19 protein-coding genes are annotated in these 20,672 nt (G+C 58.9%); 7 read left to right on the top strand and 12 right to left on the bottom strand.

What is annotated here, in order from left to right:
- Positions 1–46: 46 nt before the first annotated feature.
- The 3 genes from ACRER8_RS14755 to ACRER8_RS14745 form a co-directional block, all read right to left on the bottom strand.
- Positions 47–376 carry an HU family DNA-binding protein gene (locus tag ACRER8_RS14755; RefSeq protein WP_431746982.1) on the bottom strand — a complete coding sequence of 110 codons (330 nt, stop codon included), beginning with the start codon at positions 374–376 and terminating at the stop codon, positions 47–49.
- 189 nt (positions 377–565) lie between these two features.
- Positions 566–1,714, bottom strand: coding sequence for an NAD(P)/FAD-dependent oxidoreductase (locus ACRER8_RS14750; protein ID WP_431746981.1), 1,149 nt, complete (start codon positions 1,712–1,714; stop codon positions 566–568).
- A gap of 33 nt (positions 1,715–1,747) precedes the next feature.
- A complete protein-coding gene (locus tag ACRER8_RS14745) occupies positions 1,748–1,915 on the bottom strand; it encodes a rubredoxin (RefSeq protein ID WP_431746980.1) in 168 nt (55 codons plus the stop codon).
- Between the two features lie 202 nt (positions 1,916–2,117).
- Here ACRER8_RS14745 and ACRER8_RS14740 point away from each other — a divergent pair, with 202 nt between their 5' ends.
- Both ACRER8_RS14740 and ubiA read left to right on the top strand, forming a co-directional pair.
- Positions 2,118–2,693 carry a chorismate--pyruvate lyase family protein gene (locus tag ACRER8_RS14740; protein ID WP_431746979.1) on the top strand — a complete coding sequence of 192 codons (576 nt, stop codon included), beginning with the start codon at positions 2,118–2,120 and terminating at the stop codon, positions 2,691–2,693.
- Complete coding sequence (gene ubiA, locus ACRER8_RS14735) at positions 2,693–3,583, top strand: 4-hydroxybenzoate octaprenyltransferase (RefSeq protein WP_431746978.1); 891 nt, start codon at positions 2,693–2,695, stop codon at positions 3,581–3,583. Before ACRER8_RS14740 ends, ubiA begins: the two co-directional genes overlap by 1 nt.
- Before the next feature lie 33 nt (positions 3,584–3,616).
- Here ubiA and ACRER8_RS14730 read toward each other — a convergent pair whose 3' ends face one another.
- Entirely contained in the window at positions 3,617–3,997 is a 381-nt protein-coding gene (locus ACRER8_RS14730) for a COG4315 family predicted lipoprotein (protein ID WP_431746977.1), read from the bottom strand.
- A 171-nt stretch (positions 3,998–4,168) separates the two neighbouring features.
- On the opposite strand from ACRER8_RS14730, the gene phoB reads away from it, so the two are divergent.
- The 3 genes from phoB to ACRER8_RS14715 all read left to right on the top strand — a co-directional run bounded on the left by phoB (position 4,169) and on the right by ACRER8_RS14715 (position 7,644).
- Entirely contained in the window at positions 4,169–4,858 is a 690-nt protein-coding gene (gene phoB, locus ACRER8_RS14725; protein ID WP_062379821.1) for a phosphate regulon transcriptional regulator PhoB, read from the top strand.
- Positions 4,859–4,903: 45 nt separating this feature from the next.
- The gene (gene phoR, locus ACRER8_RS14720; RefSeq protein ID WP_431746976.1) at positions 4,904–6,205 is read left to right on the top strand and encodes a phosphate regulon sensor histidine kinase PhoR; all 1,302 of its coding nucleotides are present in this window, start codon (positions 4,904–4,906) and stop codon (positions 6,203–6,205) included.
- A 98-nt stretch (positions 6,206–6,303) separates the two neighbouring features.
- Positions 6,304–7,644 (top strand): hemolysin family protein, encoded by a 1,341-nt coding sequence (locus ACRER8_RS14715; protein ID WP_431746975.1) that lies wholly within the window; start codon positions 6,304–6,306, stop codon positions 7,642–7,644.
- A gap of 275 nt (positions 7,645–7,919) precedes the next feature.
- On the opposite strand, the gene ACRER8_RS14710 is transcribed toward ACRER8_RS14715, so the two are convergent.
- From ACRER8_RS14710 to ACRER8_RS14675, 8 genes are all read right to left on the bottom strand, one after another.
- A complete protein-coding gene (locus ACRER8_RS14710; RefSeq protein WP_431746974.1) occupies positions 7,920–8,828 on the bottom strand; it encodes a peptidoglycan DD-metalloendopeptidase family protein in 909 nt (302 codons plus the stop codon).
- A 424-nt stretch (positions 8,829–9,252) separates the two neighbouring features.
- Complete coding sequence (locus ACRER8_RS14705; protein ID WP_431746973.1) at positions 9,253–10,149, bottom strand: response regulator; 897 nt, start codon at positions 10,147–10,149, stop codon at positions 9,253–9,255.
- Between the two features lie 184 nt (positions 10,150–10,333).
- Complete coding sequence (phoU, locus tag ACRER8_RS14700; protein ID WP_431746972.1) at positions 10,334–11,092, bottom strand: phosphate signaling complex protein PhoU; 759 nt, start codon at positions 11,090–11,092, stop codon at positions 10,334–10,336.
- A 54-nt stretch (positions 11,093–11,146) separates the two neighbouring features.
- Complete coding sequence (pstB, locus tag ACRER8_RS14695; RefSeq protein ID WP_431746971.1) at positions 11,147–11,977, bottom strand: phosphate ABC transporter ATP-binding protein PstB; 831 nt, start codon at positions 11,975–11,977, stop codon at positions 11,147–11,149.
- Between the two features lie 107 nt (positions 11,978–12,084).
- A complete protein-coding gene (pstA, locus tag ACRER8_RS14690; RefSeq protein ID WP_431746970.1) occupies positions 12,085–13,755 on the bottom strand; it encodes a phosphate ABC transporter permease PstA in 1,671 nt (556 codons plus the stop codon).
- 16 nt (positions 13,756–13,771) lie between these two features.
- Positions 13,772–16,057, bottom strand: a complete 2,286-nt coding sequence (locus tag ACRER8_RS14685) for an ABC transporter permease subunit (protein WP_431746969.1) — start codon at positions 16,055–16,057, stop codon at positions 13,772–13,774.
- Positions 16,058–16,248: 191 nt separating this feature from the next.
- On the bottom strand, positions 16,249–17,220 hold the full coding sequence (locus tag ACRER8_RS14680; RefSeq protein WP_431746968.1) for a phosphate ABC transporter substrate-binding protein PstS family protein: 972 nt from the start codon (positions 17,218–17,220) through the stop codon (positions 16,249–16,251).
- Between the two features lie 157 nt (positions 17,221–17,377).
- Positions 17,378–18,670: an MFS transporter gene (locus ACRER8_RS14675; RefSeq protein ID WP_431746967.1), complete on the bottom strand. Its 1,293-nt coding sequence runs from the start codon at positions 18,668–18,670 to the stop codon at positions 17,378–17,380.
- 380 nt (positions 18,671–19,050) lie between these two features.
- On the opposite strand from ACRER8_RS14675, the gene ACRER8_RS14670 reads away from it, so the two are divergent.
- Together ACRER8_RS14670 and ACRER8_RS14665 are read left to right on the top strand one after the other, a co-directional pair.
- Entirely contained in the window at positions 19,051–19,452 is a 402-nt protein-coding gene (locus ACRER8_RS14670; protein ID WP_431746966.1) for an acyl-CoA thioesterase, read from the top strand.
- 99 nt (positions 19,453–19,551) lie between these two features.
- Entirely contained in the window at positions 19,552–20,463 is a 912-nt protein-coding gene (locus tag ACRER8_RS14665; protein ID WP_431746965.1) for a D-hexose-6-phosphate mutarotase, read from the top strand.
- Positions 20,464–20,672 lie beyond the last annotated feature (209 nt).

Here is a 20,672-nt window from a genome sequence, read left to right as displayed (position 1 = left end):
CATGCCCATTTTCGTACTGCTCGCCTTCCGCAAGGCGTACAGCGATTTATTTCTTCTTCGATGCAGCTGCTTTCGGCTTCGCTGCAGGCTTTGCCGGCGTGTCCGGATTGACGCTGTCTTTCAGGAATTTGCCCGGTTTAAATGCGACCGTGTTACTGGCCTTGATTTTCACCGGCTCGCCGGTCTGAGGATTTTTACCTGTGCGCGCGCCGCGATGGCGTTGCAGGAAGGTGCCGAAGCCGACGAGGGTCACGCTGTCCTTTTTGTGCAAGGCGTTGGTGATTTCGTCCAGGACGGCATTGAGGACGCGATTGGCTTGTTCTTTGGTGAGATCTGCTTTTTCCGCGATAGCGGCTGCGAGTTCAGGTTTGCGCATATGAAGCCTCTTTTACGGTTTTTTGTTTTTATGTCCTGTGCAGCCCTTGGCGGGCAGCGAGCAGGTGCCGCGACGGCTCTACGTAGCGGCAGACCGGAATGAGGATGGCATGCTGCCGAATTCGGCGCCAGTGCGTGAGCGAGGTTTGTATCAACAAAAACGCGCCTTATCCGACAGAACGACAGGTATTTATGCCAACAAGGGCGGCAGTACCTTGTTCAGCGCGAGTTTGTCCATCACCGCCGACCCTGTCAGGGCGTAACCCAACAAATTTCCTTCCGAATCACGACACAGTGCCTTGATGTCGGCGCCCTGCCCTTCGACGCTCCATATGCCTTCCAGGCCCTTTGGCACAGGCGACACCACCAGTGGGCAAACGGGGGTTTTCACGGTGACTGGCATCGGTCCGTATTTGACGGCGGTCGGGGTCCCCGCCAGGGTTTGCGCCAGCGCTCGCGCGCAGCTCATCAGCGGCATCACGTACAACAGATTGAGTCCGTCGACTTCTGCGCAGTCACCCAGCGCATAGATATTGGCGTGGGAGGTCTGCAGGTGACGATCCACCACTACGCCACGGCCAATCTCAAGACCGGCCGCAGCAGCGAGATCAACACGGGGACGCAGGCCAATCGCCGACACCACCACATCGCACTGCAACACTTCGCCATCGGACAGATGCGCTTGCAGGCCATCTTCGACTCTCGAAAGTCGCGTCAGCACCGGCCCCAGATGAAACCGCGCGCCAAGGCTCTCAAGCCCGGCCTGGACCGCTGTCGCTGCGGCCGGATGCAGCAGGGTTGGCATGACCTGCTCGCAAGGCGCGACGAGATCGACTTCATAGCCGCCGAGGATAAGATCGTTGGCGAATTCGCAGCCGATCAGGCCGACGCCCAGAATCAACACCCGGCGCTTGCCTGCGGCCGCTGAGCGAAAACGTGCGTAGTCTTCCAGATCGTTGATCGGGAAAACCGCATCGCTGGCATCGCCCTCCACCGGCACGCGCACGGTTTCCGCGCCCCAGGCCAGAATCAGGTCGCGATAGTGGACCGACTCTTCGCCTATCCATAGCCGCTTGTGACCAGCGTCGATACCGCTAACCCGCGTGTGGGTGCGGACCTCGGCCTTCAATTGCTCTGCCATCGCGCCCGGTTCGGCCATGCTCAGGCCGTCGGCTTCCTTGTTCTTGCCGAAACCGGTCGAAAGCATGGGTTTGGAATAGGAGCGACCGTCATCGGCGGTGATCAGCAACAGCGGCGTTTCGCCATCGAGCTTGCGAAATTCACGGGCCAGGTTATAGCCCGCAAGGCCGGTACCGATGATCACCACTGGTGCGTTCATTCATATCTCCAGAGTCAGTCAGGGAAATGGGTATCAGATGATTTCGATCATTTCGAAATCCATCTTGCCGACGCCGCAATCAGGGCAGAGCCAGTCTTCAGGCACATCTTCCCAGCGGGTGCCCGGTGCAATGCCGTCATCCGGCCAACCATCGGCTTCGTTGTAAATCAGGCCACAGACAATGCATTGCCACTTTTTCATCGGTTGATTCTCTCGGTTCTCAGGCTATACGGGCCCAGACGTTCGGCGTTGGTCGCGCCTTTTTCGAATGGGTCTGGGCGTTTTACTGATCGAAGGACGATGACGCAAGCTTCATCGACGCTCAAGGCCTGGTCCGGTCGTCGGCCAGAATCGCCAATCATGCTAAGCTCGCCGCCTCGATTGCTGCCAATAACTGCTCACTGTGATCCAGCAAAATCCTGTATGTCCGACGCCCGAATGGCTGTTGCGCGATCAACTGACCGAAGCACCCGCGCCTGTCGTCGTCGAGTGGCTGTTCCATGAAGACTCCCTGACCCGCCGGCTGACCCGGCTTTCCAATGATGGCTTCAGCGTCAGGCCGCTGTTCGAAGGCTGGCAGCGTCTGCGCGCCGATGAGTGCGCCGCGCTGCAGTTGCCCGAAGGCAGCGAGGGTTGGGTGCGCGAGGTGTATCTACTTGGGCATGACCAGAAGTGGGTATTTGCCCGCAGCGTCGCGGGTCGTGGCGCTCTGGAAAACGACGGCCTGCATATGGACGAACTTGGCACGCGCTCATTGGGCGAACTGCTGTTCAGCGACCGGGCCTTCGCCCGCGGGCCTCTGCAGATCTGCCAATACCCCGCGTCTTGGCTGCCGCAGGCCGATACGGCAACAGGGCTCTGGGGCCGTCGATCCTGTTTCCTCCGTGGGCCATTGAGCATTCTGGTGGCCGAAGTGTTTTTGCCCAGCGTGTGGCGCGCCATCGATCAGTCTGCCGACTCAAGCAAGGAGCGTCGCTGATGTACCTGTCGCTGCTCAAATCCCTCAGCCGCCTGCATCCTCGCGCCTGGGACTTCATCCAACTGATGCGGATCGAAAAACCCATCGGCATCTACCTACTGCTGTGGCCGACGCTATGGGCGCTGTGGATTGCGGGCAAGGGTTCGCCTTCGCTGGGTAACGTGTTGATCTTCGTGGTCGGCGTCTTTCTGATGCGCGCGGCGGGCTGCGTGATCAATGACTTCGCCGACCGCAAGGTCGACGGCCACGTCAAACGCACGGAGCAACGCCCGCTGGTGAGCGGCAGGATCACGTCAAAAGAAGCGTTGATACTGTTCGCGGTGCTGGTGGCGCTGAGCTTCGGGCTGGTGCTGTTGACCAACGCCACCACAGTCTGGCTGTCGTTCGGCGGTCTGGCGTTGGCGGCCACGTATCCGTTCATGAAGCGTTACACCTATTACCCGCAAGTGGTGCTGGGCGCGGCGTTCTCGTGGGGCATGCCAATGGCGTTCACCGCGCAGACTGGTGATCTGCCTGCTGCGGCGTGGCTGCTGTACATCGCCAACCTGTTGTGGACCGTGGGCTACGACACCTATTACGCCATGACCGATCGCGAAGATGACTTGAAGATCGGCGTGAAATCCACCGCCGTGCTGTTCGGCGATGCTGACCGGGTGATCATCCTGACGCTGCAATGCCTGGCGCTGTTCTGCCTGATGCTGGCCGGTTCACGCTTCGAGCTGGGGCTGTATTTCTTCATCGGCCTGGTAGTCGCGGCCGGGTGCTTCGCCTGGGAATTCTGGTCGACGCGGGATAAAGATCCGCAAGCCTGCTTCAAGGCGTTTTTGCATAACCACTGGGCAGGCTTGGCGATCTTTGTCGGAATCGTGGTGGATTACGCGCTGCGCTGACCCGATGCGGGACAGCGCAGGCAATTGCGTAGATCAGGGTTTGGCCACGTGCCAGACGTCGCCCTTGCCGTCGCCGGTCTTGTCTCCAGCGGCTTTATCGTTCTTGAAGGTGTATAGGGGTTTGCCTTTGTAAACCCACTGCGAAGCACCGTCATCACGCTTGATGATAGTCCAGTCGCCCTCGGCCTTGTCACTGGCACCGGCAGTCAAAGGCGGCCAGTTGGTCGCGCATTGATCGTTGCACACTGACTTGCCGGCAGAGGTGTCCTTGTCGAAGGTGTAAAGGGTCAGGCCCTGATGGTCGGTCAACACGCCATCCTTGGTCATTGCGGGGTCAGCAGCGAAAGCCATTCCGGACGATGCCAATGCGGCCGCGGTGAGCAGGCCCATAAAAGCACAAGAAATTTTAGCCATAGATACATCCTCTTTTTGTTCGTCGAGGTTCCGACAGGTGTTGTAGGACAAGACCGATAGCTTAGCTCTAGACCGGCCATTGCGCATCGTTAGAACCAACCTGTCACACGACTGCAATAATTCCGTTATCTAATGCGCCCCAAGACAGTTAAATGACATGAGGTTCAAGGCATGGTTGGCAGGAGCATTCTGATCGTCGACGACGAAGCGCCGATTCGCGAGATGATCGCCGTCGCACTGGAAATGGCCGGCTATGACTGCATGGAGGCAGAGAACTCTCAGCAAGCCCACGCCGTCATTGTCGATCGCAAACCCGATCTGATCCTGCTCGACTGGATGCTACCTGGCACATCCGGCATCGAACTGGCGCGGCGTTTGAAGCGTGACGAACTGACCGGGGACATCCCGATCATCATGCTTACCGCCAAAGGCGAAGAGGACAACAAGATCCAGGGTCTTGAAGTCGGCGCCGATGATTACATCACCAAACCATTCTCTCCTCGCGAACTGGTCGCGCGCCTCAAGGCCGTGCTGCGTCGCGCCGGTCCCAACGATGGAGAGTCGCCGATAGAAGTCGGCGGCCTGCTGCTCGACCCGATCAGCCACCGCGTGACCATCGACGGCAAGCCGGCCGAGATGGGACCGACCGAATACCGCCTGCTGCAATTTTTCATGACTCATCAAGAGCGCGCCTACACTCGCGGCCAACTGCTCGATCAGGTCTGGGGCGGCAATGTCTATGTTGAAGAGCGCACCGTCGACGTCCACATTCGTCGCCTGCGCAAGGCCCTCGGCGATGCCTATGAAAATCTGGTACAAACCGTCCGCGGTACTGGCTACCGTTTCTCCACCAAAAGCTGATCAAGCTTTTGGACACAGCCTGCGCTGATGACAAGGACGCGTTAATTGAATCACAACTGGCACGGCACCCTGATCCGCCACTTGCTGCTGTTGGTCACGGGCTCGCTGCTCGCCGGCCTGATCAGCGGGCATTACGGCTGGTGCCTGGCCATCGGGCTGGGACTCTATCTGGCCTGGACCCTCAAACAGTTGCTGCGTCTGCACAACTGGCTGCGCAATCACAAACCTGACGAACCGCCACCGGATGGTTATGGCCTGTGGGGCGATGTCTTCGACGACATTTATCATCTGCAACGTCGCGACCAACGCGTACGTGGCCGGCTGCAAGCGGTCATCGACAGGGTTCAGGAATCCACCGCTGCGCTGAAAGACGCTGTGATCATGCTCGACAGCGAAGGCAACCTGGAATGGTGGAACCGCGCTGCCGAAACCCTGCTCGGTTTGAAGACACCTCAAGACAGCGGCCAGCCGGTGACCAATCTGGTGCGGCATCCGCGCTTCAAGGAATACTTCGAGCAAGCCAGTTACGCCGAGCCGCTGGAAATCCCCTCGCCGGTCAATGACCGACTGCGCATTCAGATGCTGATCACCCGCTACGGCAACAACGAGCACCTGATGCTGGTGCGCGACGTCACCCGGCTTCATCAGTTGGAACAGATGCGCAAGGATTTTGTGGCCAACGTTTCCCACGAACTGCGCACGCCACTGACGGTGATCTGCGGCTATCTTGAAACGCTTTTGGATAATGTCGACGAGGTGAACCCGCGTTGGGTCCGCGCGCTGCAGCAAATGCACCAGCAAGGTGGACGCATGCAGACGCTGCTCAACGACCTGCTGTTGTTGGCCAAGCTCGAAGCCACCGATTACCCATCGGATAACCAGCCCATTGCCGTGTCTGCATTGCTGCAGAGCATCACCAACGACGCACAAGCGCTGTCAGGCAGCAAGAATCAACAGATCACGCTGGATATCGAAGACAAGGTGAACCTCAAAGGCAGTGAGGCGGAGTTACGCAGCGCATTCTCCAATCTGATTTTCAACGCAGTGAAATACACCCCCGCCGAGGGCAACATCCGCATCCGCTGGTGGGCCGACGGGCGCGGCGCGCATTTGAGCGTGCAAGACTCAGGCATCGGCATCGACAGCAAGCACATCCCGCGTCTGACCGAGCGCTTCTATCGCGTCGACTCCAGCCGCGCGTCCAACACAGGCGGCACGGGACTTGGGCTCGCGATCGTCAAGCACGTGCTGCTGCGCCATCGCGGTTCGCTGGAGATCAACAGCGTGTTGGGCAAGGGCAGCGTGTTTATCTGCAACTTCGCCCCCATCCAAATGACCAAGCCCTAGCAAACGTAGCGGATAGCCGCTAAATTGCTTCGCTTATGCCCTCTATCTGTGAGGGTTTATTTAATCCTTTTTCGAAACGGAACCTGCAAAACTCCATCATGGACCCTTCCCCTGGTATTAGCCTGGCTTCAATTTTCGCCGACTTCGGCATGATTCTCTTCGCAATGATTCTGGTCCTGCTTAACGGTTTTTTCGTTGCTGCAGAGTTCGCCATGGTCAAACTGCGCTCCACTCGCGTGGAATCCATTGCCGGGAAAAACGGCTGGCGCGGCCGTATTCTGCGCACGGTTCACAGTCAGCTGGATGCCTACCTGTCGGCCTGTCAGCTGGGCATCACCCTCGCTTCTCTGGGGCTGGGCTGGGTCGGTGAGCCGGCATTCGCACATCTGCTGGCGCCGCTGCTGGAAATGCTGGGCGTGAATTCGCCGGAAGTCGTCAAAGGCGTTTCGTTCTTCACTGCCTTCTTCCTCATCTCTTATCTGCACATTGTGGTTGGCGAACTGGCCCCCAAATCCTGGGCCATCCGCAAACCCGAACTGCTGTCGCTGTGGACGGCCGTGCCGCTGTACCTCTTCTATTGGGTCATGTACCCGGCCATTTATCTGCTCAACGCCAGCGCCAACGGCATTCTGCGTATTGCCGGCCAAGGCGAGCCCGGCCCGCATCACGAGCATCACTACAGCCGCGAAGAGCTCAAGCTGATCCTGCACTCCAGCCGCGGTCAGGACCCGAGCGACCAAGGCATGCGCGTGCTGGCTTCTGCCGTGGAAATGGGCGAGCTGGAAGTGGTGGATTGGGCCAACTCCCGGGAAGACCTGGTGACGCTGGAATTCAACGCGCCGCTCAAGGAAATTCTCGCGCTGTTCCGCCGCCACAAATTCAGCCGCTACCCGGTGTATGACGCCGACCGTGGCGAGTTCGTCGGCCTGCTGCACATCAAGGACTTGCTGCTTGAGCTGGCGGCATTGGACCACATTCCCGAATCGTTCAACCTGGCCGAGCTGACACGCCCGCTGGAGCGTGTTTCCAAGCACATGCCACTGTCACGCCTGCTGGAGCAGTTCCGTCAAGGTGGCGCGCACTTTGCGCTGGTAGAGGAAGCCGATGGCAAGGTGATCGGTTACCTGACCATGGAAGACGTGCTGGAAGTGCTGGTGGGTGACATTCAGGACGAACACCGCAAGGCCGAGCGCGGCATCCTCGCCTATCAGCCAGGCAAACTGCTGGTTCGTGGCGATACACCGCTGTTCAAGGTCGAACGCCTGCTGGGCATCGATCTGGATCACGTCGAAGCCGAGACGCTGGCGGGCCTGATCTACGACAGCCTCAAGCGCGTGCCTGAGGAAGAGGAAGTCATGGAGATCGAGGGTCTGCGCATCATCATCAAAAAGATGAAAGGCCCGAAGATCGTGCTGGCGAAGGTTTTGAAGCTGGATTGATCCAGTACATCTGAAAACCAAATCGGACTTGTAGGAGCCGGCTTGCTGGCGAACCCGATGAGCCAGTCGATATTGCAGTGAATGACCCTTCGCATTCGCCAGCAAGCCGGCTCCTACAGATATCGGGGCGGTTCCAGAAGTGGGCTTTGACCAGAAACCTCTGTAGGAACGAATTCATTCGCGACGTGGATGTTTCAGTCGACAGAGATGTATCCACCGTACCGGCCAATCGCGAATGAATTCGCTCCCACAAAGACACACGCTACGTGCTGGTATCAATTCCCACCAATCGCAAAATTCGGCAGGTTCTGCACTGGCTGTGCGAATTCGTAGGGGATCGACTCCAGCGCCAGCCCGACGTTGCGCTGCACCACGAAGTGCAGATGCGGGCCAGTGCTGTTGCCGGTATTGCCTGAATGCCCCAGTGGCGAGCCTACGGTGACCCGCTCGCCCTCTTTCACGCTGACCGATCCCTGCTGAAGGTGCAGATAGACGCCCATCGTGCCGTCGTCATGCAGGATTCTCACGAAGTTGCCCGACGGATTCGCACCTCGGCCAGACTGGCTGTTTTCGGTCTTGATTACAGTCCCGCCGCGCGCCGCGATAATCGGGGTGCCTTCCGGCATGGCGATGTCGATGGCATAACGACTCTTGGCGCCGACGTGGCTGTAGGAACCCTGAGGGCCCTGGCTGATGCGAAATGGACCACCAACCCAAGGCAGCGGATACCGGTACGCCAGTCCATTGCCCGAAATGCTGCGCTGCGGATCACCGACGATGGAACGCAGGCTTGGCTTGTAGGCCATGGCCTTGCCTGGCGTGACCGGGCTCAGTGCGATCAGGCGTTCATTGCTGCGGGCGGGAATCGTGCGGCGGATGACTTGATCGGCGACCCCCACTACGTTCTTCACGCCTGAGAGCTTCAGCTCGATTTCTACCGGTGCATACAGGTCGTTGCGCACGTACAGGCTGTCGGTGCCTTTGGCTTTCTTGACGTTCAGGCGGACCTGGCTGTCGATACGCTCGACCATGCGCTCGCGAAGCTTCATCACCTGCGCGCCGGCAACGGGCTGGTCGGTAAACGAAACCACTCCGTTGGCATCGGTGAATCTGTAGATGGTGACGGCTGTGGCCGATTGAGCAGCCAGAAGCAATGCACACACTACCAGCAAGCGCTCTAACATCTGGATAGGCCTGGCGTAGGGGAGGATTGGGGCAAGCCTAACAGCGAAGCCGATAGAAATGGACTCATCCGTATCAATCGGTAATAGACGAAGCGTCAAGGAAATCGCGTCAGGGTCGGACGCGACAGGTTTTGCAATTTCTATGCTGGGTAGGGTGCGGTTTGTCAGACCGCCGAGGATCGCGTAGTGCCCACATCTCTGTGGAGCGAATTCATTCGCGACTATGTGTAAGTCGATAGCGATGTATCGGCTGTATCGGCCTTTCGCGAATGAATTCGCTCCACAGTGGATGGCGATGCATCTCAGACTCGCCGCATACCTGTAGCAGCCGGCTTGCTGGCGAACCTTGGCGTATCAGCCGGCCCCTCCGGTCACTGACACTGCGCATTCGCCAGCAAGCCGGCTCCGACTGCGCTCAGGCAGCTTAAGCGCCAGGCACGAAATGCTTCAGCGCCGTACCACGGGCGATCAGGCGGGACACGTAGTCGAGCTTCTGAGTGTCTTGGTCGACGAAACGGAAGGTCAATTGCAGCCAGTCGCTGTCCGGCTTTTGCTCGAAGGCGGCGATGGCGTGCAGGTACCCGTTCAGCCGAGCGACCTCGGCGTTCTCGCCCTGCTCCAGGTCGAGTACAGCGCTGTCCAGAATCTGCGGCAGCGACTCGCTGCGACGCACTACCAGCAAAGCTTCTTTCAACGTCAACGCCTTGATTACGCACTGCTGCGTGCCGCTGGACAGGCGCAGTTGACCCTGGCCACGGCCGGTCGGTTCTTTTGCAGCTACGGGTTGAGCCGCAGGCTTGCTCAATGGCTGGGCAGGTGCCGAAACAGCCGGGGTCGCGGAAACCACTTCAGGCCGGTTACCGGTCAATGCACTCAGCGAGTCGTTGGCGAATGCCGCGTTCGCGCGTGCCGGCGCCGTGGACATCAGCGCCTCCAGCTTGCCTACCTTGTGCAGCGCTTTCTTGACCTTGGTCAGCAGCTGCTCGTTGGTGAATGGCTTGCCGATGAAGTCAGAAACACCGGCCTGGATCGCTTGAATGACGTTTTCCTTGTCGCCACGGCTGGTCACCATGATGAACGGCATGGTTTTCAGGCTTTCTTGCTCACGACACCAAGCCAGCAACTCAAGCCCGGACATCTCGGGCATTTCCCAATCGCACAACACCAGGTCGAAAGCCTCGCGGGTCAGCAAACCCTGGGCTTTGCGACCGTTGATTGCGTCTTCCAGCACGATGCCGGGAAAGGCGTTACGCAGCCCTTTCTTGACCAGATCGCGGATGAACGGCGCGTCATCCACCACCAATACACTGACTTTACTCATCGACGCTCCTGATGGCGTGTTCACCGCAAATGGCGAGCATATTCGCTGGCTGGTGGCCAACTGCCAAATTGTTTGACGACACCGGGATATTTATTCGCGGGTGACAGAAGATAGGCGAGCGAAAACGGCTCACTGCCCCCAAAAAAAAGCCCGGCATTCGCCAGGCGTTTTTTCTCAGGCAATCTTAGTTATCGTCAGGTGCGTCCGGAACATTAGGTATTTCGGCGGACAGGCCTTTGACTTCTTCCTGCATGCGCTTGAGGCCCAGATGACGTACGTCGGTACCGCGCACCAGATAGATCACCAGCTCTGAGATGTTGCGCGCATGGTCGCCGATACGCTCCAGCGAACGCAGGACCCAGATCACGTTGAGCACGCGGGAGATTGAGCGCGGATCTTCCATCATGTAGGTGACCAGCTCACGCAGCGCGGTCTTGTACTCGCGGTCGATGTTCTTGTCGTACTGCGCAACCGATAGCGCCAGATCGGCGTCGAAACGGGCGAACGAGTCCAGCGCGTCACGCACCATTTTGCTGACCTGATCGCTGATGTGGCGCACTTCCACGTATCCGCGCGGCGACTCGCCTTCTTCACAGAGCTGAATGGCGCGACGGGCGATCTTGGTGGACTCGTCACCGATGCGCTCCAGGTCGATCACTGACTTGGAGATGCTGATGATCAGACGCAGATCTGAAGCCGCAGGCTGACGACGGGCCAAAATGCGCAGGCATTCTTCGTCGATGTTGCGCTCCATCTGGTTGATGCGGTCGTCGACTTCACGAACCCGCTGGGCCAGGCCCGAATCGGCCTCGATCAGTGCCGTGACCGCGTCGTTGACCTGCTTCTCGACCAGACCACCCATTTCCAGCAGGTGGCTGCGAACTTCTTCCAGTTCAGCGTTGAACTGCTGGGAGATGTGATGTGTATGGCTGTCTTTGATCATGCTGAGTGTCCGTCCGATTGATTGCGCGGTGGTTCAGGGCTGACAAAACAGGTGCTAGCCGTAACGACCGGTTATGTAGTCTTCAGTCTGCTTTTTGGTCGGATTGGTGAACAACGTATCGGTGTCCCCGATCTCGACCACCTTGCCCATGTGCAGAAATGCGGTGTAATCCGACACGCGCGCAGCCTGCTGCATGTTGTGGGTAACGATCACAATGGTGTATTTGGATTTCAGTTCGTAGATCAGCTCTTCGACTTTTAACGTCGAAATCGGGTCGAGCGCGGAGCACGGCTCATCGAGCAGCAGCACTTCGGGTTCAACGGCGATGGTGCGGGCGATCACCAGACGCTGCTGCTGACCACCGGAAAGGCCAAGCGCCGACTCATGCAGGCGGTCCTTGACCTCATCCCACAGCGCCGCGCCACGCAATGCCCACTCGACGGCCTCGTCGAGCGTGCGCTTCTTGTTGATGCCCTGAATCCGCAGTCCGTAGACCACGTTTTCATAAACGGTCTTGGGGAACGGATTGGGCTTCTGGAACACCATGCCGACCCGACGACGCAGTTCGGCGACGTCTTCACCCTTGGTGTAGATGTCGTGGCCATATAGCTTGATCTCGCCCTGTACGCGGCAGCCGTCCACCAGATCGTTCATGCGATTGAAGGTGCGCAGCAAGGTCGACTTGCCACAGCCTGACGGGCCGATGAACGACGTCACCCGACGCCTGGGAATGTTCATCTGAATGTCGTACAGCGCCTGTTTCTCGCCATAGAACAGATTCAGGCCAGGCACTTCCAGCGCCACATCTTCGCTGGCGAGGTCCAGCCCTCCGCGCTTGCGACCCAGTGCCGACATGTTGATGCCGTGAGTGTGGGGATCTTGCATATCTCACTCCGTTCGTAGCTGCGAGCTTTAAGCTGCAAGCGGCAAGTCTGGTATAGAAACGGCGCGGCTTTGAGCCGGCCGCTTGTAGCGTGAAGCTCGACGCTGGTTCACCCGTCGAGCGCTTTGTACTTCTCGCGCAGACGGTTGCGGATGAACACCGCCGACAGGTTCAGCAGAGCGATCACCAACACCAGCAACAGCGCCGTGGCGTACACCAGCGGCCGCGCGGCCTCGACGTTGGGGCTCTGAAAGCCGACGTCATAGATGTGGAAGCCCAAGTGCATGATCTTCTGGTCCAGGTGCAGATACGGATAGTTGCCATCCAGCGGCAGCGACGGCGCCATCTTCACAACACCCACCAGCATCAGCGGCGCGACCTCACCGGCAGCGCGGGCCACCGCGAGAATCAAGCCGGTCATCATCGCCGGGCTGGCCATGGGCAGAACAATCTTCCACAGCGTCTCGGCTTTGGTAGCGCCCAAAGCCAGCGAGCCTTCACGCAGAGTCAGCGGGATGCGCGCAAGCCCTTCTTCAGTGGCGACGATCACCACCGGCACTGCCAGCAGCGCCAGGGTCAGCGAGGCCCAGAGCAAGCCGGGCGTGCCGAAAGTCGGCGCAGGCAGCGCTTCGGCAAAGAACAAATGATCCAGCGAGCCACCCAGCACATAGACGAAGAACCCCAGACCGAACACGCCATAGACGATAGCCGGCACACCCGCGAGGTTGTTCACGGCAATACGAATCATCCGTGTCACCGGCCCCTGACGGGCGTATTCCCGCAGGTAAACCGCCGCGAGCACGCCAAAAGGCGTCACGATCACGGCCATGATCAACGTCATCATCACCGTGCCGAAAATAGCCGGGAAGATCCCGCCCTCGGTATTGGCTTCACGGGGGTCGTCGCTGAGGAATTCCCAGAGTTTCTGAAAGTAGAAGCCCAGCTTGGTCGCGACACCCATCGCGTTGGGCTGATAGGCGTGAACCACTTTGCCCAGACTGATCTCGACTTCCTTGCCGTTGGCATCACGGGCGGTCAGGCTCTCGCGGTTGAAGTCGGCGTGCAGTGCGCCCAGACGGGATTCGATTTCCTTATAACGCGCATCGTATTCAGCGCGCTCAGAAGCCATGTCCGCCTGAGCTTCGGCGTCCAGCTGACCGTTGAGCTCCAGCTTGCGGGCTTTCAGGCGCAGGCGCTCGATGCCGTGGTTGATAGCGCCGAGGTCGGTCTTTTCCAGACCCTCCAACTGTCCGGAAATCTTCTGCACTCGCGCGATACGCTCACGCAGTTGCGACCAGGCGCCCTCGCCCTCGGCGATGACTTTACCGTCTTCCTTGACGTTGACCAGATAACCGTAGAAGTTGCCCCATTCGCGGCGCTCGACAGTCATCAGCTCGGCGGGCTTGCTCTGCTCGGTCAGCCACTCGCCCACCACCCAGGTGAAATCGCTGGGGTTGAGATCGCGGTTGCCGACCTTGAACAAATCGCGAGTCATGAACTCCGGACCTTGATCGGGCACCGGCAGCCCGGCGCCCTTGAGCCGCGCACGTGGCACTTGCTCGGACTCCACTCGTTCGCCCACCAGCACGTGCGTTTCCTGACCGGGCACGTTGTACTGCGCGGCAATTACGTCCGCGGGCCAGAAATGTCCCAACCCGCGCACAGCGATTATTGCCAGCAGGCCGATGGTCATGATCACGGCGATGGACACCGCGCCCGCGCTGATCCAGACGCCGGGGGCGCCGCTGTTGAACCAACTCTTCAGGGAGGTCTTTTGCATCTGTTTTCTACCTGCCCTAGAGAGACGAATACTTCTTGCGCAGACGCTGACGGATCAGCTCTGCCAAGGTGTTCAAGACGAAAGTGAAGGTCAGCAGTACCAGCGCAGCGAGGAACAACACGCGGTAATGACTGCCGCCCACTTCCGATTCCGGCATCTCCACCGCGACGTTCGCAGCCAGCGTGCGCATGCCTTCGAACAGGTTCATGTCCATGATCGGTGTGTTGCCGGTGGCCATCAGCACGATCATGGTTTCGCCGACCGCTCGGCCCATGCCGATCATCAGTGCCGAAAAGATGCCGGGGCTGGCGGTCAGGATCACCACGCGGGTCAGGGTCTGCCAAGGCGTGGCGCCGAGGGCCAGCGAGCCTAAGGTCAGGCCGCGAGGCACACTGAACACGGCGTCTTCGGCAATCGAATAGATGTTGGGAATGACTGCAAAACCCATGGCCAGACCCACCACCAGGGCGTTGCGCTGATCGTAGGCGATGCCCCACTCATTGGTTATCCAGGAGCGCATGTCACCGCCGAAGAACCAGTTCTCCATGTGCGAGCTCATGCTCAGCGACACCCAGCCCACCAGCAGAATGACCGGAATCAGAATCGCGCTTTCCCAACCATCGGGTACACGCAAACGAAGCGAGTCAGGCAGGCGCGTCCACCCAAAGCCCGCCAGCAGAATGCCGATCGGGGTGAAGATCAGCAGACTGAAAATCCCCGGCAGATGCCCTTCCAGATACGGCGCCAGAAACAGCCCGGCGAAGAACCCGAGGATCACTGTCGGCAACGCTTCCATCAGCTCGATCACCGGTTTGACCTTGCGGCGCATACCGGGGGCCATGAAATAAGCGGTGTAGATCGCAGCGGCCACGGCCAGCGGCGCGGCCAGCAACATGGCGTAGAACGCGGCCTTGAGCGTGCCGTAGGTCAGCGGCGCCAGGCTGAGCTTGGGCTCGAAATCACTGTTGGAGGCCGTTGATTGCCAGATGTACTTGGGCTCGTCGTAATTCTCGTACCAGACCTTGTCCCACAGCGCGCTCCAGGAGACTTCCGGATGCGGGTTGTTCAGCATCAACGGCAGCAGCTTGCCGTTGTCTTCGACGATGATGCGATCGGCGCGCGGCGACAGGCCCATCACTGCCGGGCCGCTGGCAACCGGGTCGATTAACAATGTGCGATGCGCGGTGCTGTGGAACACGCCGAGCTCGCCGGAGGCGTCCATCGCAATAAAACCCTTGCGGCGCTGTTCGGCGGTGATCTGCGTAATCGGTGCGCCGCCCATCTTGAAGTCCCGGATGTGCTGCAAACGCATCTCGCCGTCGACATCGCGGGCCATGAACCACTGGGCAATGTTGCCTCTGGAACTGCCAATGACCAAAGAGATGCCGCCGACCAACTGCGTGCTGGCAGTGGTTTCGGCGTTGGCGTCTTCGAGCAGTTTGTAGCGGCCATTGAGCGTACGGTCCTGCAGGTTGAACACGTCAGCCTGAGCGCGACCGTTGATGACGTATAGCCATTGCTGTCGCGGGTCGACGTAGATCGCTTTGACCATTGCCGACAGTTGCGGCAGCTCTATGCGACTCTGCTCGTTGGTGCTTTCGCCGGTCATCAGATTCTCTGTCTGGGTCAGAGACAGCACATGCAACTGCGCACCGGTCGCGCCCGCGAGAATCAGCGTGGTGTCGCCGGCGTTGAGACTGACATGCTCCAGCGCCCGTCCTGCTTCATCCAACGCCAGCGGGGTTTGACCGTAGGGCCAACTGATGGTCGGCGTGATGGTCTTTTTGTTCTCGGGATAGCTGATTGGGTAGGCGTGTTTGAACACCAGCACCCGACCGTTGGACAGGCCGACAGCCACCAACGCCTTGCCGGGCTGGTCCTGAGCGATGGAGGTGACGTGAGCGTCTGGAGGCACAGGCAGCGTCACGCGGGACAACTCGCTGCCATCTTCGACGTTGAAGAACAGCGCTTCGCCTTTGTCGGACACACGCATACCGACCTGATTCTGCTCTTCGATGGTCAACACCATGGGCTTACCAGCGCTCTGCATCCAGACGGGGGATTGCACAGTCTGCGCCGTCAGTTTCGCGCCTTGAAACAAGGGGGCGACGACATAGGCCAGATAAACGAAGATCAAGGTAATTGCAGCAAGAACGGCCAAGCCACCCACCAACACGTACCAGCGCGTCAGACGGTCTTTGAGCGCACGAATACGACGCTTGCGTTGCAGCTCCGGGGTATTGAAATCAATACGCCGGGGCGGGGATTTTTCACTCATCGATGAATTGGCCAAATCATTCATGCGCACACCCTAGCGGCTATGTATGACAGATACATGACAGCATGGTGACGCAAAAAAGCCCGTCGCCTCGATATCGTGGCAACGGACTGTTCAAATTTCGCAAGCCTCTTTCTAAAGGCCCTTTAATCCGGCGGCGGTACGAACCTGTCACCCCGCATTGGGGTTATCTGTCGCGGTTCGCGCGACCCCTGTCATAGCCCCAGATCAGCCAATGTCTTGCTGACGACCTTGGCTGGTAAAGGAATGTACCCGTCTTTCATGACAACTTCCTGACCTTGTTTCGACAACACCAGTTTGACGAACTCGGCTTCCAGCGGGTTGAGCGGCTTGTTCGGTGCCTTGTTGACATAGACATACAGAAAACGCGCCAGCGGGTACGTACCGTTCAGGGCGTTGGCCTCGCTGTCTTCGATGAACGCCTCGCCTTCCTTCTTCGCCAGCGGGACCGTACGCACGCTGGACGTTTTATAACCAATGCCGGAATAACCGATGCCGTTCAAGGAGCTGCTGATGGAGCTGACCACCGAGGCCGAGCCGGGCTGTTCATTAACGTTCGGCTTGAAGTCACCCTTGCACAGCGACACTTCCTTGAAGAAACCGTAGGTGCCAGACACCGAATTGCGCCCGAACAGCTGAATGGACTTGCCCGCCAGATCCCCCGTCACGCCCAGATCGCCCCAATTCTTGGCGTCAGCCTTGGCGCCACACAGGCGGGTCGCGGAAAAAATCGCGTCCACTTGCTGCAGCGTCAGGCCCTTGACCGGATTGTCCTTGTGCACGAATACCGCCAACGCATCCACCGCCACCGCAATGGCCGTTGGCTTGTAGCCATACTTCTGCTCGAACGCTGACAGCTCGCCATCCTTCATCTTGCGACTCATCGGGCCGAGTGTCGCTGTGCCTTCGGTCAAGGCCGGCGGCGCAGTCGACGAACCCGCTGCCTGAATCTGGATGTTCACCGAGGGGTATTCACGCTTGTAGGCCTCAGCCCACATGGTCATCAGATTGGCCAAGGTGTCAGAGCCGACACTGGACAGGTTGCCCGAGATACCGGAGGTTTTTGCGTAAGGTTTGATCGCAGGGTCAACTGCAGCAGCGGCGTTCGCGGCGGCAACGCTGGCTGCGACAAAAGTAAGGGCTGTCATCAAACGCTTGAACGTCATGCCTGGCTCCTGGCGAGGTCGAAAAGGCGGCCGGGATCGGTGGTGGCCATGTGACTACTCTATGACCGAGATGTGACAAAAAAATGAAAGGCCGCCATCATTTTCAGATGGCGGCCTTACAGTCAGCCGATTATGTCCAACAAAAGCGGGGTTGGGCTCAGGCGACTTTTTTCTTCAGCAGATAAACGCCAATCACCATCCCCATCGCACACAGAATCGCCACATACCACGCAGGCCCCATAGGGTTGGCCTTGTTCATCAGGCTCACGACCATGGGCGTCAGGCCGCCGAAAATGGCGTAGGCCAGGTTGTATGAAAACGACAGTCCGGAGAAGCGCACAACGGGCGGGAAGGCTTTGACCATCACGAACGGCACGGCGCCGATGGTGCCGACAAACAGACCGGTGATGGCGTACAGCGGAAAGAGCAGATCCGGGTGGTCGCCGACGGTGTGATAGAAGGTCCAGGAACTGATCAGCAGGCCGAGCGAACCCAGCAGGAACACCAGGCCGGCCCCGAAACGGTCAGCCAGCGCGCCCGCGCCGATGCAGCCCAGGCTCAGCAGCACGATCGCCAGGCTATTGGCCTTGAGCGTGACCGCTGGTGTGAAACCGTAGGTAGTTTGCAGCAGGGTCGGGGTCATGAGGATGACGACTACGACGCCGGCCGAGAGCAGCCAGGTCAAGGCCATCGACAGCACCACGGCGCCGCGATGATCGCGCAGCACGGCCTTGAGTGGGACCTCGTCTGCCAATTCCTTGCGCAGTTGAAGTTCGGCGAAGACCGGCGTTTCATGCAGCCAGCGGCGCAGGTAGACAGACATCAGACCAAATACACCACCGAGCAGGAAAGGAATCCGCCAGGCGTAGTCCGAAACCTCGGTCGGGGTGTAAAGGCTGTTGATCCAGGTGGCGACCAGCGAACCGAGCAAGATCCCAGCAGTCAGACCGGACGTGAGGGTACCGCACGCGTAACCGACGTTACGTGCGGGAACGTGCTCGGAAACGAATACCCACGCGCCCGGCACTTCGCCACCAATTGCAGCGCCTTGAATGACGCGCATCAGCAGCAATAAAAGGGGCGCCCAGATACCGATCTGCGCATAGGTCGGCAGCAAACCCATGATCAGGGTCGGCACAGCCATCAGGAAGATACTCAGCGTGAACATTTTCTTGCGGCCTAGCAGATCGCCGAAATGCGCCATGACGATGCCGCCCAGCGGGCGGGCGAGATAGCCAGCGGCAAAAATGCCAAACGTTTGCATCAGCCGCAGCCATTCCGGCATATCCACGGGGAAAAACAGCTTGCCGACCACCGCCGCGAAGAACACGAAAATGATGAAGTCGTAGAATTCCAGCGCGCCACCCAGGGCGGAAAGCGACAGGGTTTTGTAATCGTTACGGGTCAGTGGACGCGAGGGCTGCGCGACACTTGAAGACACAGAGGACATGACAATGGCTTCTCTTTTGAGGCTCTCTTGGGACGAATAAACAATAGCGATGCAGCCATGGGTAACGGCTGTGCACGCGATTTATCGACTCGAAGAGTTGATCGGGCATCAAAATTGCGTGCCAATATCGGCTGAGTGTGCCAAATCGGTCCGGCACGATAGCAAATTGCGCGCAGATGCACATGGATTGCAACGAGCACAGGGCTAAATGGGAACCGAGCGGTCGTATGGCGGTGCTATGACCGATATACTTGCCCGCCGCGACTCAGCCCTTCATTCAGGGAATTTGTGCGAAACCATTTATCCAAGTCGTTTTCGCAGAGTTTCCCTAATTAACGCGATGAAAGACTTTGAGAGTCATGGGTCAGAGGGACCCCTTAATGAACGAACTTGAACAGGAAGATCCAATTCCGCAGGGCGATCTCGCCTTGCAAATTACCGCATTGCCGCGCGAAACCAATGGTTTTGGTGACATTTACGGCGGTTGGCTGGTCGCGCAGATGGACCTGGCCGGCACCGCGATGGCAAGCAAAGTCGCAGGCGGACGGGTGGCAACCGTTGCGATCGATCGCATGGCGTTCCTGGTGCCGGTGGCAGTGGGGGCGCAGTTGTCCTTCTATACCCAGACCCTGGAAATCGGACGCAGCTCGATCCAGATGATGGTCGAGGTCTGGAGCGACGATCCGCTGTCCAGTGAATGGCGCAAGGTAACTGAAGCGGCATTCGTTTTCGTCGCTATCGACGGTAGCGGTCGCACACGCTCGGTTCCTGCCCGGCGCTGAGCCAGACGGCACTGGCTACATCGCACTTGGCAGCGCGCAGTAAACTCATCAAGCTTGGCACAGTCTGATTCAGTCACTGTCCTTTAAGTGAGTAACCTTATGCCTACGCCAGAAGTCGAATCCATCCAGCTCGGTGAGCTCAATTGCTGGCGTATTCGCCACGGTCAGGCCGAACTGGTGGTCGCCCAGCAGGGCGCGCACGTCATCAGCTATCAAATCGACGGCGATCAGCCTTTGATCTGGTCCAACCCGGGCGCGGTGTTCAAGCATGGCAAGGCGATTCGCGGCGGTATGCCGGTGTGCTGGCCGTGGTTCGGCAACTTCCAACGCAACCCGCAAAGCGTGCAGGACATGCGCCAGAGCAGCGAACCGGCGAACGCTCACGGCGAAGTCCGGGCGATCGACTGGGAGCTGATGGGCATGGGTGAAGACGGCGATGCGCTGATCGTCGAGTTCATCCAACCCAAAGCCGAAGGTCATCTGCCGGGGTGGCCCCACACGGTCGGTGTGAAATTGCAGATTCGCATGGATGCTGCGTTGAACGTCAGCCTGATCAGCTTCAATGCCGGGCCCGAAGACGTGATCATGAGCCAGGCGCTGCACAGCTATTTCGCCGTTAGCGACGTGCATCAGGTCAGTATCGAGGGCCTGGACGGCGTGAGCTACCTGAACACCCTGGAAAGTTGGGAAACCGTGAACGTGCAAGCGGGTGACATTACGTTCACCGGTGAGACGGATCGTATCTATCAGGACACGCCTGACCTGATTTCCATCGTTGATCCTGAATGGAAGCGCAGGATTCAGATCCAGACCGTTGGCTCGAAATCATCGGTGGTCTGGAACCCATGGATCGAGAAGACCAAGACCTTCAGCGACATGGAAGCCGATGGCTGGAAGGGCATGGTTTGCGTCGAGACGGCGAATGTCATGAGGGATATCGTCACGCTCAAGCCCAATGAAATGCATGTGATGAGTGTGAGTATCTGGGCTGAGCCGTTGGCCCAGTATTGATCTGACGCTGACTTACCCCCGTGAGAGCGAATTCATTCGCGAGACGTTAGTGCAGACGACACTCCTTTATTGGATGTACCTACGAATCGCGAATGAATTCGCTCCCACAGGTGTTCCGGGGCTTCATAAAATCGGGGCTTGAACGATCCTGCAAACCACGCCTTACAAATCCTGGAGCGGCACGACTTGCCGGCAGTACCGAGTTCAAG

It is taken from the genome of Pseudomonas sp. (assembly GCF_050739935.1).
Lineage (GTDB): Bacteria > Pseudomonadota > Gammaproteobacteria > Pseudomonadales > Pseudomonadaceae > Aquipseudomonas.
This window is presented reverse-complemented; position numbering and strand designations above follow the sequence as displayed.

What these genes read in the sequence shown, in the direction of transcription:
- phoB (WP_062379821.1), top strand. Translation starts at nt 4,169, where the DNA reads ATGGTTGGCAGGAGCATTCTGATCGTCGACGACGAAGCGCCGATTCGC.
- ACRER8_RS14755 (WP_431746982.1), bottom strand. Translation starts at nt 376, where the DNA reads ATGCGCAAACCTGAACTCGCAGCCGCTATCGCGGAAAAAGCAGATCTC.
- ubiA (WP_431746978.1), top strand. Translation starts at nt 2,693, where the DNA reads ATGTACCTGTCGCTGCTCAAATCCCTCAGCCGCCTGCATCCTCGCGCC.
- ACRER8_RS14680 (WP_431746968.1), bottom strand. Translation starts at nt 17,220, where the DNA reads ATGACGTTCAAGCGTTTGATGACAGCCCTTACTTTTGTCGCAGCCAGC.
- phoU (WP_431746972.1), bottom strand. Translation starts at nt 11,092, where the DNA reads ATGATCAAAGACAGCCATACACATCACATCTCCCAGCAGTTCAACGCT.
- ACRER8_RS14685 (WP_431746969.1), bottom strand. Translation starts at nt 16,057, where the DNA reads ATGAATGATTTGGCCAATTCATCGATGAGTGAAAAATCCCCGCCCCGG.
- ACRER8_RS14675 (WP_431746967.1), bottom strand. Translation starts at nt 18,670, where the DNA reads ATGTCCTCTGTGTCTTCAAGTGTCGCGCAGCCCTCGCGTCCACTGACC.
- ACRER8_RS14665 (WP_431746965.1), top strand. Translation starts at nt 19,552, where the DNA reads ATGCCTACGCCAGAAGTCGAATCCATCCAGCTCGGTGAGCTCAATTGC.
- ACRER8_RS14730 (WP_431746977.1), bottom strand. Translation starts at nt 3,997, where the DNA reads ATGGCTAAAATTTCTTGTGCTTTTATGGGCCTGCTCACCGCGGCCGCA.
- ACRER8_RS14705 (WP_431746973.1), bottom strand. Translation starts at nt 10,149, where the DNA reads ATGAGTAAAGTCAGTGTATTGGTGGTGGATGACGCGCCGTTCATCCGC.
- pstB (WP_431746971.1), bottom strand. Translation starts at nt 11,977, where the DNA reads ATGCAAGATCCCCACACTCACGGCATCAACATGTCGGCACTGGGTCGC.
- pstA (WP_431746970.1), bottom strand. Translation starts at nt 13,755, where the DNA reads ATGCAAAAGACCTCCCTGAAGAGTTGGTTCAACAGCGGCGCCCCCGGC.
- ACRER8_RS14715 (WP_431746975.1), top strand. Translation starts at nt 6,304, where the DNA reads ATGGACCCTTCCCCTGGTATTAGCCTGGCTTCAATTTTCGCCGACTTC.
- ACRER8_RS14750 (WP_431746981.1), bottom strand. Translation starts at nt 1,714, where the DNA reads ATGAACGCACCAGTGGTGATCATCGGTACCGGCCTTGCGGGCTATAAC.
- ACRER8_RS14710 (WP_431746974.1), bottom strand. Translation starts at nt 8,828, where the DNA reads ATGTTAGAGCGCTTGCTGGTAGTGTGTGCATTGCTTCTGGCTGCTCAA.
- ACRER8_RS14670 (WP_431746966.1), top strand. Translation starts at nt 19,051, where the DNA reads ATGAACGAACTTGAACAGGAAGATCCAATTCCGCAGGGCGATCTCGCC.
- ACRER8_RS14745 (WP_431746980.1), bottom strand. Translation starts at nt 1,915, where the DNA reads ATGAAAAAGTGGCAATGCATTGTCTGTGGCCTGATTTACAACGAAGCC.